Origin of the sequence: Streptomyces umbrinus (assembly GCF_030817415.1) — a bacterium.
Classification (GTDB): domain Bacteria; phylum Actinomycetota; class Actinomycetes; order Streptomycetales; family Streptomycetaceae; genus Streptomyces; species Streptomyces umbrinus_A.
In genome coordinates, this window is the sequence record NZ_JAUSZI010000002.1 from 6,297,942 (window position 1) to 6,314,873 (window position 16,932).

A 16,932-nucleotide genomic window follows, 5' to 3' on the forward strand; every position below is an offset into this window, starting at 1 on the left:
CTTGCTGGTCCATTTTCTGCGACGCACAGTGGTCCGCACACCGTGAGACAAGGGAGATCAGGTCATGGGTGGACGACTGCGGAACAAGACGGCGCTGGTCACGGGGTCGACCAGCAATATCGGGCAGGCGATCGCCGAGGCGTTCGCCGCCGAGGGGGCCCACGTCATCGTGTCCGGACGGAACCGGGAACGGGGGACAAGGGTCGTCGAAGGTATCCGCGTGTCCGGTGGCCGGGCGGATTTCCTGGTGGCGGACCTCGACGGCAGCGCGGAGGCCTCCCAGGGCCTGGCCGATCGGGCCCGTGAGACCTTGGGCGGGCGGATCGACATCCTGGTGAACAATGCCGGCATCTACCCGGCCCCCGGAACCGTCGACACCGACGAGAAGACCTTCGACCAGGTCTTCGGAGTGAACGTGAAGGCGCCGTTCTTCCTCACCGCTGCCGTCGTTCCGGCCATGGCGGAGTCCGGTGGCGGGGTGGTCATCAACCTCGGCTCGTGGATCGCGCGCCTGGGCGTTCCCGTCGGCGCGCTCTACAGCTCCACCAAGGGGGCCATGGAGACGCTCACGCGGGCATGGGCCGCGGAGTTCGGCCCCATGGGTGTGCGCGTGAACGCCGTCTCGCCGGGCGTGATCCTTCCCCCGGCCCCGGAAGGCGGCGAGCCTCATCCGGGCGAGATCATGATGAAGGGCACCCCGGCCGGCGGCGTCGGCACACCGGACGCCGTCGCGCATGCCGTGGTCTGGCTGGCCGGCGACGAGGCGGCCTTCGTGCACGGAACCGTCGTGGATGTCGACGGGGGCAGGACGGGCGTCGCCGTCATCGCGGCGTAGGACGCGGAGCGCGTAGCCGGAATCCTCCCGTGTGCGCCCTGGCGGTGGCGACCGCCCTGAACGTCGGCCCGGACAACGAGGGAGCGCAGATCAGCGTTGCCGTCGACCCTCGCCGTCCGCCCGTACGGGCACGCTGTGGGCGCGGTCCGCACAACGGCGGGCGCGGGGCTCGGGCGAGGGCGACGGACCGTGACCGTGCGCCCGGCCGACCGCTGCCACCTGCCCGCTTCGACCCCGTACTCCCCCCCCCGGCCGCCCGGTTCGCCGCCCGGGAAGTGCGCCCTCCCTGTTCCGGGCGAGGATGCCGTCGAGGGCGCTGTCGAGGCGGTCGCGCAGGTCGATAGGGGCGGGGCTCCACCCGGATCCAGCGCAGGACCGTGGAGAAACAGCAGGCTGCCGGCATGGCGCCGACCTGGTCGGCGTCGACGCCTGTCCGAAGCTCGCCGCGCTGCCGCCCCTGCTCACCGTCACCGCCGACACCCTCGCCGACTACGGTGTGGACGGCGACGGCGGACGCGTCCACGATCTGCTGGGCACCCGCTGCGACCCGTACGTCAACCGCATGCTCACCGGCGAGGACTTCGACGATCTGTCCGTCCCCCTCTGGGCCCGGACGCCCGTGATCCGCTGGACGTCTGCCGCCCGCTCGGCATCGAGGTCTACCGTGCCGAATCCGCCCTGTTGGACGGCTGGACCTCACCCCGCAGGGCGGCCTACCGCAACCTTCACGGCATGGGGCGGCCCGAGTTCGTCAGGGCCGTCGACTGAACACCGCGGGACGTCAGCACACCGGGAAGCCGAAGGAGTAGCCCTGCTCCTTGAGCCGGGGAAGGATCCGGCCCAGGGCCTCGACGGTCTGGGAGCGGTCGCCTCCCGCGTCGTGGAAGAGGAGCGTCGGCCCGTTCGGCACCTCCCGCTCGACGGTGGCGACGATGGCGTCCGTGCCCGGCCGCTCGAAGTCCTTGCTGTCCACGTTCCAGCCCAGCGGGCGCATGCCGTGCGAGGCGGCGAGCTTGCGGCTGTACGGGGTGAAGGCCCCGCCGGGCGCCCGGTAGTACATCGGGCGCACGCCCCCGGACGCCTTGGTGATCATGCGTTCGGCGTCGAGGATCTGCTTCGACTGGTAGGCCTGGGAGTTCTTGTCCATGGCGGTGTCGTGCGACACCGAGTGGTCGCACAGCCGGTGCCCGGCCGCGACGACCTTCTTCACGAGGTCCGGGTGGGCCTGCGCCTGCGTCCCCACCATGCAGAACGTGGCCTTCACCCCGTACTCCCGCAGTACGTCGAGGACTTGGGGGGTCCACACGGGGTCGGGGCCGTCGTCGATGGTGATGTTGACGCCACGCGCCCCCTTGTCCGAGGCGTGCGCGATGGTCACCGCGACCGGCTTGGCACCACCCGGCTCGGCCGACGAGGACGCGTTCGGCGACGAGGTGCCGACGGCACCGGCCTGCGCCGCCCACGTCGAGGCACCGCCGGCGACCAACGCCACCCCGAGCGCCGCGCCGAGCACCTTGCCGTACCAGCCCCGCCCGCCGCTGTGCCGCGCCATGTCCGCCCCGCTTTCACGCAGTTCCTCGCCGTTTCCCCGGTCGACTCGCGACCACCAGGAAGGACGAGGAACGGCGGCCACCGGATCCGCCCGTTACCGATCAAGGACAATCCCGGAGTGGTTCCCGGACAACTGAGCGGGAGACGGCCGGAATTGAGTCGGCGGAACCGTTTCGCCAGGTGCCGTGTCCTCCTCGGCGGAGGGTGGTTCCATGCCGCGGATCCACCTGTGAAGGGGGCCGGCCATGGGGCAAGTACGTGAGGGAGCACGGTTGGGGGCTTGGGCCGTCGTCGGAGTCATCGGCCTGGCGGTGGTGTACGTGATCGGGGTGTTCGCCTTCGGTGGCGCGGGATGGATCACCGCCCCGTTCCGCGGTGAGGCGGACAAGCGCAACAACACGGTCGGCTCGGGCGAGTTCCGGCAGACCACGTACGAGGAGTTCTTCGATCTGTGCGAGTCCGTGCAGAACGCCGAAGGGACGATCCAGGTGCTCCAGGAGGAGCGGAAGGCCGCTTCGGAGACCCGCACGACGCAGATCGACCAGTCGGTCACCGCGCTGAAGGCCACGCGGATCGAGTCGGTCAACGAATACAACTCGAAGGCCGCCCAGGAGCACCGCGCGCCCTTCCGTGACAAGGACCTGCCGTACCGGCTCGATGCCGGTGCCGAGCGCACGACGTGCACCAACTGATCCCCGTCTCGTCCCAGGGAAGAGGGCAGCACCGCATGAGGAAGTTCGTACGCATGGCCCTGGCTCCCGTCGTCGCGCTCGTCGTGGGCCTCGCCCTGACGTCCTGCACCGACTCCAGCCAGGACAAGGAGAACAAGGCCAAACAGAAGGGCTACGACCACCTGGTGGCCCAGCAGCCGGCGGGCCGCATGGAGTACTCGCCGACCCGTGAGGCGATCAACCAGTGGGTCAAGACGTGGGGGAAGCGGGGCAAACTCTCGTACGTCTACATCCAGAACGCCAATGGTGAGTACGGGTACTTCATCATGAAGGGCCTGCCGGTGCCGCGCTGCAAGATGCTCACCCCGACCGAGAAGGTGGAGCACTCCGACAGCGGCGTCGCGGTTCTCGCGCAGCCAGGCATGGACGGCACGTACACGACGGGATCCACCTGCAACGCCTACTACGGCTTCGACGCCACGACGAACGCGTACATGGAGTTCACGGTCGGCACGAACCAGTCGTTCTTCCTGTTCGACAAGCCCATGTCGATGCCGGAGTACGCCAGCGCCAAGCAGTTGGGGCCGACCTCGGTGAAGGACGTCAGGAAGTAACCCCGAGCGGTCGGGGGCCGGTCGGAGTAATTCCGGCCCCCGCACCCCGTCGAGCGGAAGCTGCTGCAGGTACCCGGACCACGGCTCAGCGCAGCGCGCTCTTCCGCTGCCACTCGGTCCACGAGAGGTTCCACGCGCCGAAGCCGTTGCCGGGCGCGACCACGCCCTTGGTGTCCTTGCCGGTGATCTCGAACGGGTCGCCGGGCCGCACCTGCCCGTAGAACCAGGCGGCGTTCGCGTCGCTCATCCCTATGCAGCCGGAACTCTGGTTGGAGTTGCCGAAGTAGCGGGCGTTCCACGGGGCGGCGTGCGCGTACATGCCCGACCAGGTCAGCCGCATCGAGTAGTCGACCATCTTGTTGTAGGCGTCGCCCAGGTTCACCGTCTCGGAGTTCATGTTGATCGTGCCCTCCTTGGCCATGAGCACGGCGGTTCCACGCCAGGACCGCTTGTCACCGCCGGGCGTGCCACCGGAGACCGGTATGCGCCGGACCGTCTTGCCGTCGCGTACGAGCGTGAGTTGATGGCGGTCGAGGTCGACCTTGACCGTCTGCCGGGCGCCGATGGTGAAGGTGGTCGTGTAGTCACGTACGAACCAGCCGCCGGCCGCGCCCGAGTCGGTGCCGTTCAGGTCGGCCTTGAGCGTGACCTTGGTGCCGGGCTTCCAGTACTCCTTGGGCCGCCAGTCCACCCGGTCCCGGCCCGACCAGTCGGTCAGCCAGCCCCAGGAGCCCTCGGTGTCGTTCGAGGTGGTGATCCTGAGCTGCTTCTCGACCTCGGTCTTGTTCTTGACCGGATTGTCGAAGACCAGGGAGATCGGCTGCGCGACGCCGACGGTGGAGGCGGCGCCCGGCCGCCAGTCGACCTTGTTGACCTTGTCCGCCTCGGCCGTGGTGAAGGTGGCCCTGGTGTTCTTGGCGGTTCCGCCCTCGGTCCTGGTCGCCGCCGTCACCGTGTACGCCGCGCCGGGTGCGGCCTTGCGGTCGGAGACCCACGACCGCCCGTCGGAGGCGGCCTTCCCGGCGAGTTTGCGGCCCTCGGCGTCGGTGACCGTCACCGAGGTGAGTGTGCCGCCCGCGGCCGTTACCCGCACGGGCTCGCCCGCCGGGACCCGCTCTCCCGTGGGCGTGACGGTGACCTTGACGGGGCGTTCGTCGGCGCCCGGCTTCACCTTGTTGTCCGCCCTGGCGTCCGGGCCGTCGGCGGAGCCGCTCGACGAGCAGGCGGCGAGCGGCGCCAGCAGCGCGGCCGTGGCGGCGGCCACGACGGCGGCCCGGACGTGGGCATGGGCGAGTACGCGGGTGCGGGACAACCGGGACAACCGGGACAACGGAACCTCCGGGAAGGGCAGGAACGAGGTGGGCCAGAGTCGGCGATGTCGTGACTCTAGAGCCGGAAAACCCGAGGTCAGCCGCTATGGAGCTATGTGACGGCGACTGGTGAGGAACGGTCATGGTCCGGTCACATTCGCCGGACGGAGCGGTCATGGTCCGCTGTGAGCATCCTTTGCGACCCCGCGAAAAGGCCCGCGAAAAGGCCCGGGGAGAAGGAGAGGAACGGACTGTGTCAGCGCTGCTCGTGCCGCCCAGCCGCGTGCCCCAGCCACGGAACCCGGGCGTGGCCCTGCGAACCATCACCGCGGAGACGTACCGCGCCTTCCTCGCGTCCCCCGCCGGCGCCGCCCTCGGCGCCGGATTCCTCCAGTGCCCGTCCTGGGCCGACGTCAAGGAGGGCTGGCGCGCCCAACTGCTCGGCTGGGGGCCGGATCCAGAGGCGGGCCAACTGACCGGCGTGGCCCTGGTGTTGCTGCGGCAGTTTCCCGGCACACGGAAGTACTTCGCCTACCTTCCCGAAGGGCCCGTCGCCGACTGGAACGACCCCGACGTCGACGCCTGGCTCGGCCCGCTCCTCGAACACCTGCGCCGCGCGGGCGCCTTCGCCGTGCGCATCGGTCCGTCGCCCGCCTACCGGCGCTGGGACGCCGCCCTGCTCAAGCCGCTCACCGGCCCCGGCCGACGCCTGGGCGACGTACTCGCCAGTGAGGTCGACCCGCTCGGCACCGCCGTCGCCGAGCGGCTGCGGGCCCGGGGCTGGCGCCGCTGCGGCGGTGACGGCACCGGAGGGGAGGAGACCAGAGGGGGCGGGACCGGTGGGGACGGGGACGCCCAGCCCCGGCACGTCTTCCAGGTGCCACTCGCCGGACGCACCGCCGAGGACCTGTGGTCCGGGCTCAACCAGGAGTGGCGACGCAATGTGCGCCGGGCCCGGAAGGAGGGCGTGGAGGTGGTGGTGGGCAGTGCGGCGGAACTCCCGGAGTTCTACCGGCTGTTGGGCATCACCGAGCGACGCGACGGGTTCCGGCTCGGCCGCTCGCTCGCTTACTACGAGCGTCAGTACGCGGTGCTCAACGCCGAGGAACCGGGCCGGATGAAGCTGTACCTCACCCGGCACCGGGGCGAGATCCTCGCCGCCCACACGATGATCACGGTGGGCCGCCGGGTCTGGTACCAGACCGGTGCCTCGGCCGACCACCGTCGCGAGGTCCGGCCCTCCAATGCCCTGCAGTGGCGGATGCTGCTGGACGCCCACGCTCTGGGCGCAGACGTCTACGACATGCGCGGGGTACCCTCCACTCTCGATCCTGAGGAACGTACGTACGGACTGCTGCGGTGGAAGCTCGGCACCGGCGGGCAGGTCGTCGAGACGTTGGGGGAGTGGGAGAGAGCATTGGGCGGCGGTGCCAACCACGCGCTTCACCGCGCCTTCCAGGCGTACCTGAACCGCCGATGAAGCAGACGACACCGACGGCCCCGACCACCACCCCACCGGTGAAGACGGCGGCCCGCGGCAGTGCCGTCATGGCCGCCGGGTCCGTCGTCTCCCGGGCCACCGGCTTCGCCCGCTCCGCCGTGGTCGCGGCGGCGCTCGGCACCATCGGGCCGGTCGCCGACGGATACGCGGTCGGCAACGCCCTGCCCACCATCGTCTACATGCTGCTCCTCGGCGGCGCGCTGAACGCCGTCTTCGTGCCCGAGCTGGTCAAGGCCGCCAAGGAGCACGACGACGGCGGTGTCGCGTACACCGACCGGCTCGTCACGGTCTGCGTCGTCGCCCTGCTGGCGATCACCGCGACCGCGGTGTGGGCGGCTCCCGCGATCGTCGACGCGTACACCGACTACACCGGCCCGCAGGCGGCCATGACCACCGCGCTCGCCCGCTACTGCCTGCCGCAGATCTTCTTCCTCGGACTGTTCACGCTGCTCGGACAAGTCCTCAACGCGCGGGGCAGGTTCGGCGCGATGATGTGGGCGCCGGTCCTCAACAACCTCGTCGTCATGACCGTGTTCGGTCTGTACCTGGCGCTGGCCATGGGCGGCGGCGACACGCTCACCGCGACCGGGACCGCCGTGCTCGGCTGGGGCACGACCGCCGGTATCGCCGTCCAGGCACTCGCCCTCCTCCCCGCGCTGCGCGCGGCCCGCTTCCGCTGGCGCCCCCGCTTCGACTGGCGCGGCAGCGGACTGACCCGCCCGCTGAGAGCGGCCGGCTGGCTGGTGCTCCTCGTCCTGGCCAACCAGGCCGCGTACTGGGTCACCACCCGCCTTGCCACCACCGCGGGCCTCGACGGCGGCCCCGGATACGGCGCGTACAACAACGCCTATGCCCTGTGGGTCGTACCGCACGGCATCATCACGGTCTCCGTGGTGACCGCGCTGATGCCCCGGATGAGCGCGGCCGCCGCCGACGGGGACACCGCCGCCGTGCGCCGCGACGTCTCCCACGCCCTGCGCGTCTGCGCCTCCGCCGTCGTACCCGCCGCCTGCGCGCTGTTCGCCCTCGCCCAGCCGGTGATGGCCCTCGTCTTCGGGTACGGCAGGACCGGCGCCGACGACACGGCCGCCATGGCCGGGATCCTGATGGCCTTCGCGCCGGGACTCGTCGCCCTGTCCGGCCAGTACGTCCTGTCCCGCGCCTTCTACGCGCTCTCCGACACCCGTACGCCGTTCCTGCTCAACCTCGTGATCGTCGCCCTCAACGCGGGACTGTCCGTGGCCGCCGCGCACCTGCTGCCCGCTCGCTGGGCCGTTACGGGCATGGCGGCGGCGTACTCCCTGGCGCTGTGCGTCGGCTGGGCGGTGACCGGCCTGGTGCTGAGCCGCCGGCTCGCCGTCGCACGCCCCCAGCACCCGTCCGCCGCCGCTCGCCCCCAGCACTCGTCCTCCGTCGTACGCCTCCTGCGCTCGCCTTCCGTCGGCGCCCACGCGCGGCTGCTGCTCGCCGCCGTCCCCGCCACCGCGCTCGGTCACGTCGCGGCCCAGGGTGCGGTACGGGCAGGAGCCCTGGTCGCCGCAACTGCCGGGGCGGTTGTCGTCGTCCTCGTCTTCGCCCTGCTCGCCCGTCCACTGCGGCTCGCCGAACTCGTCGCGCTGCTCTCCGGCGTACGCCGCAGACGGACCCGGAACCGGACCTGAATCCGGACCTGACCTTCACCGAGGGAGAACTGCCGATGCCCCGCGTGCTCCTCATCGAGGACGACCCCTCCGTACGCGAGGGGGTCGAACTCGGTCTGCGCCGCCGCGGCCACGAGGTACGGGCGGCCGCGACCGGCGAGGCCGGCCTCGCCGCGATGACCGAATTCCGCCCCGACCTGCTGCTGCTCGACCTGATGCTGCCCGGCATGAACGGCGTACAGGTCTGCCGGCAGGTCCGCGAGCAGAGCCAGTTGCCGATCATCATGCTCACCGCGCGCGGCGACGACTTCGACGTGGTCATCGGTCTGGAGGCCGGTGCCGACGACTACATCGTCAAGCCCGCCCGTCCCGAGGTGATCGAGGCCCGGATCCGTGCCGTACTGCGCCGCCTGGACGACAGCGGTCCGGGCCGCCCGGCCATCGTGGTCTACGGAGAACTCACCGTCGACCGGGTCGGTCTGACCGTCACCAAGGCCGGCCGGCCGCTCGCGCTCGCTCCCTCGGAACTCAAGCTCCTGCTGCACCTCTCCGCCGCTCCCGAGCAGGTGTTCAGCAGGCAGCAACTCCTTGAGCACGTCTGGGGGCACAGCTTCCACGCCGACGCCCGGCTGGTGGACGCGTGCGTGGCCCGGCTGCGCGGCAAGATCGAGGACGAGGTCGGCAGCCCCCGATACGTCCAGACACTGCGGGGCTTCGGCTACCGCTTCGGGCCGCTGTGACAAGACAGGGCGGTACGGCCACCGGAGAACAGCGGGCGCGGGTCAGGGCGTTCGGGTTGCGTACGCGACTGCTGTTCGCGTTCCTGCTGGTCGCCGCCGTCAGCGCGGGGACGACGGCCGCGCTGACCTACCGCGAGGCCCGCAACGCGCTGCTCGAGACCGCCCAGGACACGGCGGTCACGTCGTTCCGTGACCACGTCCAGCAGACAGGTTTCGCGCTGCCTGTGCTGCCAGGGGACGACCTGGACGAACTCCTGCGCAACATCGCCCGCAAGGGCAAGCCGCACCCCTGGGTGGTGTTCGCCGAGTACGGTTCGGTCCGCGCCTCCTCGGGCGAGAACCCCGTCTCCACCGTCATCACACCCGAACTGCGCCGCGCCGCGCATGCCAACCCCCACGGCAGCTTCGAGCGGGTCGTCAAGGACGGCGTCCCCTATCTGACCATCGCCATGCCCATGGTCTTCAAGGCGAGCCCGGACAGCGTGCTGCCCAGTGGCCTGGTCCTGTACGCCGTCATGCGGATGACCGACGAGCAGGTCAACGTCGACGCCCTCCTCATGGCCGGCCGGGACGGCGCGCTGCCCGGCCTCGCCGTCTCGCTGATACCCGGCCTGATCGCCGCACGCAGTGTGCTCCGCCCGGTGCGCAAACTGCGCGAGGCGGCCCTGAACATGGGCAGCGGCAGACTCGACACCAGGATTCCGGTGCGCGGCAGCGACGAACTGGCGGACCTGGCGCACACGTTCAACGAGTCGGCGGGCCAACTGGAGCGTTCCGTACGTGAGTTGCGCGAGGCCGAGGAACGCGCCCGCCGCTTCGCCTCCGACGTCTCGCACGAACTGCGCACCCCCCTCGCCGGAATGCTCGCCGTCACGGAGGTCCTCGACGAGGACGCGGACGGGCTGGACGCCGACACCGCCCGGGCGGTCCGGCTCGTCAGCGCGGAGACCGGGAAGCTCGCCGTGCTCGTCGAGGACCTGATGGAGATCTCCCGCTTCGACGCCCGCGCGGCCGGGCTGAACGCCGACGAGGTCGACGTGGCCGAGGCCATCCGCAAGACCCTCGACAACCGGCACTGGACCGACGACCGGATCCGCACCGAACTCCCCGACGGCATCCGGGCCCGGCTCGACCCGCGTCGCTTCGACGTGGTGATCGCCAACCTGGTCGGCAACGCCCTGCGGCACGGCGGCGCGCCCGTGACGGTACGCCTGCGCACCGAGGCACGCTCCCCGGGCCCGCCCGTGCTGATCACCGACGTCGTGGACAGCGGACCCGGTATCCGCCCCGAGGCGCTCCCGCACATCTTCGACCGCTTCTACAAGGCCGACGCGGCCCGTACCCGCTCGGCGGGCAGCGGCCTGGGACTGGCGATCACCCTGGAGAACGTGAAGCTGCACGGCGGAACGATCCACGCGGGGAACCGCCGCGGGGGCGGTGCCGTCTTCGCCGTCGAGATACCGCTGCATGCGGAAGGGGAGGGGGCCGGCGGATGAGGCGACGTGTGCCGGCTGCTGCTTTCGCCGTCGCGGCCGTCGTACCGCTGGTACCGCTGCTCGGTGGCTGCGGTATCCAGGAGACCGACGTCATCGAGGCGGGCGGTCCCGCCAGCTTTCAGGCCTTCTTCGACCGCGAGTACGAGATGCTGCTCTTCTTCCGTTCCCCCGACGGAGGGCTGAACCCCGTGATCCGGTCGACCAGGTCCTCGGCCGGGTTCGGCGGCGAATACGACGAGCCGGGCTCCGGGGACCAGAACTCCGGCGACGCGGCGGGACCCGTACCGACGGAGAAGGTCGTCCTGGCGCTGCTCGCCGGTCCGCGGGCCGGGGACCGGTCCGCCGGCCTGGACACCGCCCTCCCCAAAGCCCGCCCCGGCGCGACCGTCAAGGTCGGCCCTGCCTCGGAAGGCCGGGTCACGACCCGCCTGCCCCTCGCCCTGAAGGACCTGAACAGCACTGCCCTGCGCCAGCTGACCTGCACCATCGCCTACAGCCAGGACCCCGACGGCCAGGTGGTCGTGGAACTGACGGGCCAGGACGGGGCATCGAGTTCCGACACCTGTGGCCTCGCTCCCGGCAGCACCGGCGGCACGGCCGGCACCGGCAACGAACCCGCGGAGACCGGGACCCGGGCAGGGACCACCTCGCCGCCGCCCGGCGCCTCCGGCTGAGAACGGGTCAGTGGTCGTCGGTGATCGTGGTCGCGATGCCGTTGCTGATCTCGACCTCGGCGGAGAAGCCCTTCTTGGCGGCCGCCTCCAGCTGGGCCTCGGTGCACTCGACGCCGCCCTCGCCGCCCGGCCCGGTGTTCACGGCGTCGCAGATGTCGTCGTAGCCCATGATCTTGGTGTCGTCGGCGACGAGGAACTGCTGCTCGGTGCCCTTCATGTCGGAGACGGTGTACTTGCCCGGCGCCAGGTAGGAGACGTTGCCGAACCAGGTTCCGTTGACGCCCTTGCCCTTGTTGACGCCCTCGACGACCGACTCGTCGCGGCCGGAGGACGAGTCGGAGTCCGACCCGGAGGAGTCGGAACCGGAGCCGGTGTCCTGCTGGGCGGCGCGGCGCTCGGTCACCAGGGTCGCGGAGCCGTTCTTCATCTCCACGTCGGCGTTCACGGCACCCTTCTTGAGGGCCGCCTCCAACTGGTCCGGCGTGCACGGCGCGTCCACCTTGGAACCGGCCTCGCCGCATATGGTGCCGACGCCGTAGACCTCGGTGTCGTCGGCGACCCAGAACTGCTGGTCCTCCTTGCCCGGCACGGACACGATGTACTTGCCCGGGGCGAGATAGGTGACCTTGCCGTTCTTGAACGAGCCGCTGACGCCCTTGGAGTTCTTGGCGTTCTTGGAGTCCGAGGCCTTCTCGGCGGCCGCCGGGCTTGCGGTGCCCGTCGGGCTCTTGCCGGACGAGCTGTCGTCCGTGCCGTTCTGACATGCCGTCAGCAGCAGTCCGGCGGTGAGTGCGGCGGTGGCGACGACGGCCTGGCGCAGGCGGCGGTTCATCACGGGAGATTCCTTCCGGGGGCGGGACGGCGGAGAGCCGGTGGCGTGTTCGCCGTTTCCCGCTCTGTGATCACTATGAGGCCTCCCAGGTCCCACAGGTCACGCCCGTCCTCGCTTCAGAACAGCGCGGTCACACAGTCGTGACACAGCAACACGGCGGCTGAGTAAGCCAGTTGGCAGACGCCACCTTGTGGTTGGCCACCGCCCCCTTGTGGTTGGCCGACGCCCCCGTGCGTCGGACCGCGAAGCCCGCCGGAGCCTCACCGTCGATGCCGTGAACCCAGCCCGCTGTGGGGATTCTGGGCGGGTCCGCGCGAAGTCCGGTGAAGCGGATCACTGCCAAGTTCGGGCTGAGTACACTCCGTGACCTGGCAGGGCGGACAGTTGTGGGGCGAGGGGTGGCGCGGTGCTGGTGACGCCGGAGGCCGGGGACAGGATCGCCGACCGGTATCTCTTGCGGGAGCCCATCGGCAGGGGCGGGATGGGCGTCGTCTGGCTGGCCTGGGACGAGCGGCTGGAGCGGCGGGTCGCGGTCAAGTGCGCACGCCTGGACGACGACCGGGCCACGCGACGGCTCATGGGCGAGGCGCGCAACGCCGGGCGGCTGCACCACCCGAACATCGTGGGTGTCTTCGACTTCGTCGACGAGGGCGCCACCTGCTGGATCATCATGGAGTACGTCCCCTCGCGCAGCCTCGCCCAGATCGTGACGGAGAGCGGCCCGCTCACGCCCGAGGAGGCCGGATCGATCGGCTGCCAGATCGCGGCCGCGCTGGCGAAGTCCCACGACGAGGGTGTGGTGCACGGCGATGTGACGCCGGAGAACATCCTGGTCACCGACGAAGGCGTGGCGAGACTGACCGACTTCGGGATCTCGCGGGCCCTGTGGAGTGACGTCACCCACAGCACGACGGGCAGTGTGCGCGGCAAACCCCGGTATCTGGCCCCGGAGTTGGCCAAGGGGCAGCCCGCGGGCGAGAAGTCCGACGTGTTCTCCCTGGGTGCCTCCCTGTTCGCGGCGGTCGAGGGCCGGTCGCCGTACGGGGAGGCCGAACACCCCATGGCGTATCTGGCCCGGGCCGTCGAGGGACACATCGAGCCCGCGCACCGGGCCGGCCCGCTGGACGAGCCCCTCACCGCCCTGCTGGAGGTGGAGCCCCGGCGTCGGCCCGACGCCGCCAGGGCACAGAAGCTGCTGACGCGCGCCGCACCCCCGCCCCCGCACATACAGGAGCGGTTGCACGACAGCGGTACGGGGGACCTCGCGTCCCGCACGCTCCGGCTGCCGCGGCTCCTGCGCCGCCCGGGGGACTACACGCCCTTCATGCTGCAGCCGCCCCGGCCCGTACGCCGACGCCGCCACCACCCCTTGGTGGTCACGGCGGTGGCGCTGGCCGCGGCGGGCGCGATCACGGCCGGGCTCGTCCTCCTCGGCCCGTGGGCCTCGGACGGCGAGGACGGCAAGGGCGGCCGTGCCGACGCGAAACAGCCGGCCACGGCGCGGGCCGGTGCCATCGGCGACGAGCGCACGGCGGACCCCTGCGGGCTGCTCGGCGCGGCCTCGCTGAGCCGCTTCGGCGGCACGGAACTGGACCCCGACTACGGGGAGATCGACCGGTGCGACGTCCTGGTGCGCAACAACAGCGGTGACGACAACGCGGACGTCCAGGTGAACCTCGACTCGGACAGGGACGATTTCGACGGCATCGTGTCCACCCGCCTGGTCGGCAGCCTCACGGTCGTGACGCTCAAGCGTGACGGGAACGCCTGCGAACGGGCGGTCCTGACCACCGACGGCAAGCAGATCCGCGTCATCGGGAAGCAGCTCAACAAGGTGTCGCCCGACCCGTGCCAGCTGGCCGACGCCGCCTCCGACCGCGTAGTCGGCGTGCTGGCCGAGGGCCCGGTCCCCCGCCGTTCGTCGCCGCCGGCCAAGAACTCCCTGGCCAGGCTCGACGCCTGCACGCTGCTCGACGCCACCGAGCTCAAGCGGCTTCCCGGCGTCGAGGCGGACAACCGCGACGGCGGCTTCGGTTCCTGGAGCTGCGACTGGTCGAGCGACGACGGCAACCGCGAGGTGGAGATCCAGTTCAGCCGGGACAACTCCCTGGACGCCGACGACGGAAAGCCGGTGAACGTCGCCGGCACGAAGAGCTACGTCATCGCGGACGAGGCCGAGGACGACAGCTGCACCGTACGGACCCCGCACCGCACCTACCGGAACTCGGTCGGCGACCCCACCACCGAACACTTCCAGCTGACCGTGTACGCCCCGCAGTCGGCCAAGCAACTGTGCGACACGGCAACGGAGTTCGCGGCGGTCGTCGTACGGAACATCGCGAAGCGACTGCCGGGGGCGTGACATGACCGAGCCGGGAATGGCACGGAGACGGCCGGGCGATCGACGGCCGGGGGAGCGACACCCGGGCGGGCGGGGGATGCCCGCTTCGGGTGGCCGGTTCCTGGCCGCCACCCACGGGAGCCTCGCCCGGGGCGCGTCCGCGCCGCTGCCCGGCACCCTCTTCGCCCTCGCGCTGACCGGCGGAATGACGCTGGGGCCGGGGGACGGGCGCGAGGTCCTGTTCGGCCGCAACCGGCCCGAGGTACACGTCTGCTTCGGCGAGGACGACCCCCAGCTCAGCCGCCACCAGGGCACGCTCACCCACCGGGACGGCCGCTGGTGGGTGAGCAACGCCGGGCGCCTGCCGATCCGGTGCGCCGGGGCCCGCCTGCTGTTCCGGGGCGAGGAGCCACTGCCGCTCGACACCGGCTACACCCCGCTGTTCGTCGGCGGTTCACGGGGCCGCGAGCACCTGCTGGAGGTCTTCGTCACCGGCCCCGAGGGCGAGCGGCCGCGACCGCGGCACGGGGACGTCACCAGCCCGCCCCGGGTGTGGGTCCTGACCGAGCAGGAGAAGCTCGCCCTCGTCGTCCTGGGCCGGCGGTACCTGCTGCACGAGCCCCGTCCACAGCCCCTGACCTGGAGACAGACCGCCGCCGAACTCGCCGAGTCGCAGCCGCACGCGGGCTGGACGGACAAACGCGTCGAACACCTGGTCAACGGCGTACGCACCCGCCTTTCCCGCGACGGCGTCCCCTGGCTGACCCGCGAGGAACTCGGCGAGCCCCTCGGTAACGCCCTCAACGACAACCTGATCCGGGCACTGCTGTCGTCGACCACGCTCGTGCCCATGGATCTGGCGTTGATCGACGCCGCCTAATGGGACCTGCCGGGTCGGAGAGACTCGGTGCCGTAGCCGCCAGCAGGTGAGCACTTTCGCCGCCGGAAGCAGTCGAGTTCTGGTGTCAGACCGTGCCCCTGCTGGTCGGCCGGGAGGCCAGACCGCTGATGGGGTGGCGTGCCCGCCGGGCAGTGGGGCGTGAGCACTGGATCCATTAGGCCGCGCGCCGCCTTCCGCGGGCTGCAGGAAGCGAAGTGCCGTGCAAGGAGGGAAAGTTGCTGCTGATCGGCGATGACTGGGCCGAAGACCATCATGACATCGAGGTCCAGGACGAGGCAGGCCGGAAACTCGCTGCGGCGAGGCTGCCGGAGGGCGTGCAGGGGATCGCGAAGCTGCACGAGCTCCTCGCGAAGCACGGTGGCAGGGACCTGGATCCGGCTGCGGTGGTGATGGGGATTGAGACTGACCGGGGCTCGTGGGTGCAGACCCTGATCGCCTCCGGCTACCAGGTCTACGCCATCAACCCGAGGCAGGTCGCCCGGTTCAAGGAGCGGTACGGCACGTCCGGCGCGAAGAGTGACAAGGGCGACGCGCACGCGCTCGCGGACATGGTCCGTATCGACCGGGACCAACTGCGGCCCGTCGCCGGCGACAGTGAGCAGGCCCAGGCCGTCAAGGTCGTCGCCCGTGCCCACCAGACCATGATCTGGGAACGTACCCGCACTTTCCAGCGTCTGCGCAGCACGCTGCGGGAGTACTTCCCCGCCGCCCTGTCCGCTTACGCAGACCTGGAGCTGACCAGCACGGACGCCCTGGAACTGCTGATCAAGGCGCCCACCCCCGCAGTCGGGGCGAAGCTGACGCGCACCCAGATCACCGCGGTCCTGGCCCGTCACCGCCGCCGCCACCGCGACGCGAAGGCCGCGACCATTCAGACCGCCCTGCGCGAGCCGCAGCTGGGCCTGCCCGAGCCCGTCACGGCCGCCTACGCGGCCACCGCCACCGCCCACGCACGGCTGATCATCGCGCTGAATGAGCAGATAGCCGCGCTGGAAGTACAGGTGAAGGCCCATTTTCTGGCGCACCCGGATGCTGAGATCTACCTCTCGATGCCCGGCATCGCAGAGATCACCGGCGCCCGGGTGCTCGCCGAGTTCGGAGACGACCCCAGCCGCTACGCGTCCGCGAAGGCCCGCAAGAACTACGCCGGCACCAGCCCCGTCACCCGGGCCTCCGGCAAGAGCCGCACCGTCCAGGCCCGTTACGTCCGCAACAACCGCCTCGCCGACGCCCTCCAGCGCCAGGCATTCGCAGCCCTGCGCGCCTCACCCGGCGCCCGCCACTACTACGACAAGCAACGCGCCCGCGAAACGGGTTACAACCCGGCCCTCCGCCAGGTCGGCAACCGCCTCGTCGGCATCCTCCACGGCTGCCTCAAAACCCGCACCCACTACGACGAAGCGACCGCCTGGTCACACCACACCCACACCCATGCCGCTTGACCTCAAACGACATGGGGTGTCTGACACGCGCTCCCGGTGTCTCGTGGCAGATGTCATCTCCGCGCGGGGCGTCGGGTGGGCAACCAGGTGTCGATGGCGGCCGCCAGTTCGTCGCGGTCGGTGAAGACGTGTCCGTTCATACCGACGGCCCGGTGATGGCTCTGTCCTTGCAGGCCATCCACGTACTGGGCGAGGGCCCGAGCACGGCCACGCTCATGGTCCCCGGCGGTCAGCCGCGGGCCGCCGAGGGAGCCCTCACCGGCCCTCTCACCCTCGCGTCCCTGCGCTTCGGCACCGCCGTCATGGGCTGCTGCGGCCTGAGCGCGGCCGACGGCCTGACCGCCTACGACCTCGACGACGCGGGCGCCCGCCGACGAGATCACC

General features: G+C 71.0%; 14 protein-coding genes and 1 pseudogene. 12 read left to right on the top strand and 3 right to left on the bottom strand.

What is annotated here, in order from left to right:
* The first annotated feature begins 64 nt into the window (after nt 1–64).
* Complete coding sequence (locus tag QF035_RS27625) at nt 65–835, top strand: SDR family NAD(P)-dependent oxidoreductase (protein WP_307523275.1); 771 nt, start codon at nt 65–67, stop codon at nt 833–835.
* Between the two features lie 781 nt (nt 836–1,616).
* On the opposite strand, the gene QF035_RS27635 is transcribed toward QF035_RS27625, so the two are convergent.
* Nucleotides 1,617–2,387: a polysaccharide deacetylase family protein gene (locus QF035_RS27635; protein WP_307523276.1), complete on the bottom strand. Its 771-nt coding sequence runs from the start codon at nt 2,385–2,387 to the stop codon at nt 1,617–1,619.
* A gap of 244 nt (nt 2,388–2,631) precedes the next feature.
* On the opposite strand from QF035_RS27635, the gene QF035_RS27640 reads away from it, so the two are divergent.
* The gene (locus QF035_RS27640; protein WP_307523277.1) at nt 2,632–3,078 is read left to right on the top strand and encodes a hypothetical protein; all 447 of its coding nucleotides are present in this window, start codon (nt 2,632–2,634) and stop codon (nt 3,076–3,078) included.
* Between the two features lie 35 nt (nt 3,079–3,113).
* Entirely contained in the window at nt 3,114–3,671 is a 558-nt protein-coding gene (locus QF035_RS27645) for a hypothetical protein (RefSeq protein WP_307523278.1), read from the top strand.
* An 85-nt stretch (nt 3,672–3,756) separates the two neighbouring features.
* Here the strand turns inward: QF035_RS27645 and QF035_RS27650 are convergent, their stop codons facing one another.
* Complete coding sequence (locus QF035_RS27650) at nt 3,757–4,992, bottom strand: L,D-transpeptidase (RefSeq protein ID WP_373466980.1); 1,236 nt, start codon at nt 4,990–4,992, stop codon at nt 3,757–3,759.
* 242 nt (nt 4,993–5,234) lie between these two features.
* Between QF035_RS27650 and QF035_RS27655 the strand changes: the two genes are divergently transcribed.
* The 5 genes from QF035_RS27655 to QF035_RS27675 are packed head-to-tail and all read left to right on the top strand — an operon-like array spanning nt 5,235 to nt 11,032.
* Nucleotides 5,235–6,461 (top strand): lipid II:glycine glycyltransferase FemX, encoded by a 1,227-nt coding sequence (locus QF035_RS27655; RefSeq protein WP_373466734.1) that lies wholly within the window; start codon nt 5,235–5,237, stop codon nt 6,459–6,461.
* Nucleotides 6,458–8,143 (top strand): murein biosynthesis integral membrane protein MurJ, encoded by a 1,686-nt coding sequence (gene murJ / locus QF035_RS27660; protein ID WP_307523280.1) that lies wholly within the window; start codon nt 6,458–6,460, stop codon nt 8,141–8,143. The genes QF035_RS27655 and murJ overlap by 4 nt, the downstream gene beginning before the upstream one ends.
* A 35-nt stretch (nt 8,144–8,178) precedes the next feature.
* On the top strand, nt 8,179–8,862 hold the full coding sequence (locus tag QF035_RS27665; protein WP_307523281.1) for a response regulator transcription factor: 684 nt from the start codon (nt 8,179–8,181) through the stop codon (nt 8,860–8,862).
* The gene (locus tag QF035_RS27670) at nt 8,859–10,358 is read left to right on the top strand and encodes a sensor histidine kinase (protein ID WP_307523282.1); all 1,500 of its coding nucleotides are present in this window, start codon (nt 8,859–8,861) and stop codon (nt 10,356–10,358) included. The genes QF035_RS27665 and QF035_RS27670 overlap by 4 nt, the downstream gene beginning before the upstream one ends.
* Nucleotides 10,355–11,032, top strand: a complete 678-nt coding sequence (locus tag QF035_RS27675) for a hypothetical protein (RefSeq protein WP_307523283.1) — start codon at nt 10,355–10,357, stop codon at nt 11,030–11,032. The genes QF035_RS27670 and QF035_RS27675 overlap by 4 nt, the downstream gene beginning before the upstream one ends.
* A 7-nt stretch (nt 11,033–11,039) precedes the next feature.
* Here the strand turns inward: QF035_RS27675 and QF035_RS27680 are convergent, their stop codons facing one another.
* Nucleotides 11,040–11,864, bottom strand: coding sequence for a hypothetical protein (locus tag QF035_RS27680; RefSeq protein WP_307531465.1), 825 nt, complete (start codon nt 11,862–11,864; stop codon nt 11,040–11,042).
* 406 nt (nt 11,865–12,270) lie between these two features.
* Here QF035_RS27680 and QF035_RS27685 point away from each other — a divergent pair, with 406 nt between their 5' ends.
* The 4 genes and pseudogenes from QF035_RS27685 to QF035_RS27700 form a co-directional block, all read left to right on the top strand.
* Nucleotides 12,271–14,226 carry a serine/threonine-protein kinase gene (locus QF035_RS27685; protein ID WP_307523284.1) on the top strand — a complete coding sequence of 652 codons (1,956 nt, stop codon included), beginning with the start codon at nt 12,271–12,273 and terminating at the stop codon, nt 14,224–14,226.
* 76 nt (nt 14,227–14,302) lie between these two features.
* A complete protein-coding gene (locus QF035_RS27690; protein WP_307523285.1) occupies nt 14,303–15,085 on the top strand; it encodes an FHA domain-containing protein in 783 nt (260 codons plus the stop codon).
* A gap of 236 nt (nt 15,086–15,321) precedes the next feature.
* A complete protein-coding gene (locus QF035_RS27695; RefSeq protein ID WP_307523286.1) occupies nt 15,322–16,548 on the top strand; it encodes an IS110 family transposase in 1,227 nt (408 codons plus the stop codon).
* 152 nt (nt 16,549–16,700) lie between these two features.
* Nucleotides 16,701–16,922, top strand: a pseudogene (locus tag QF035_RS27700) (decarboxylase); the annotation flags it as partial.
* Nucleotides 16,923–16,932: the final 10 nt, after the last annotated feature.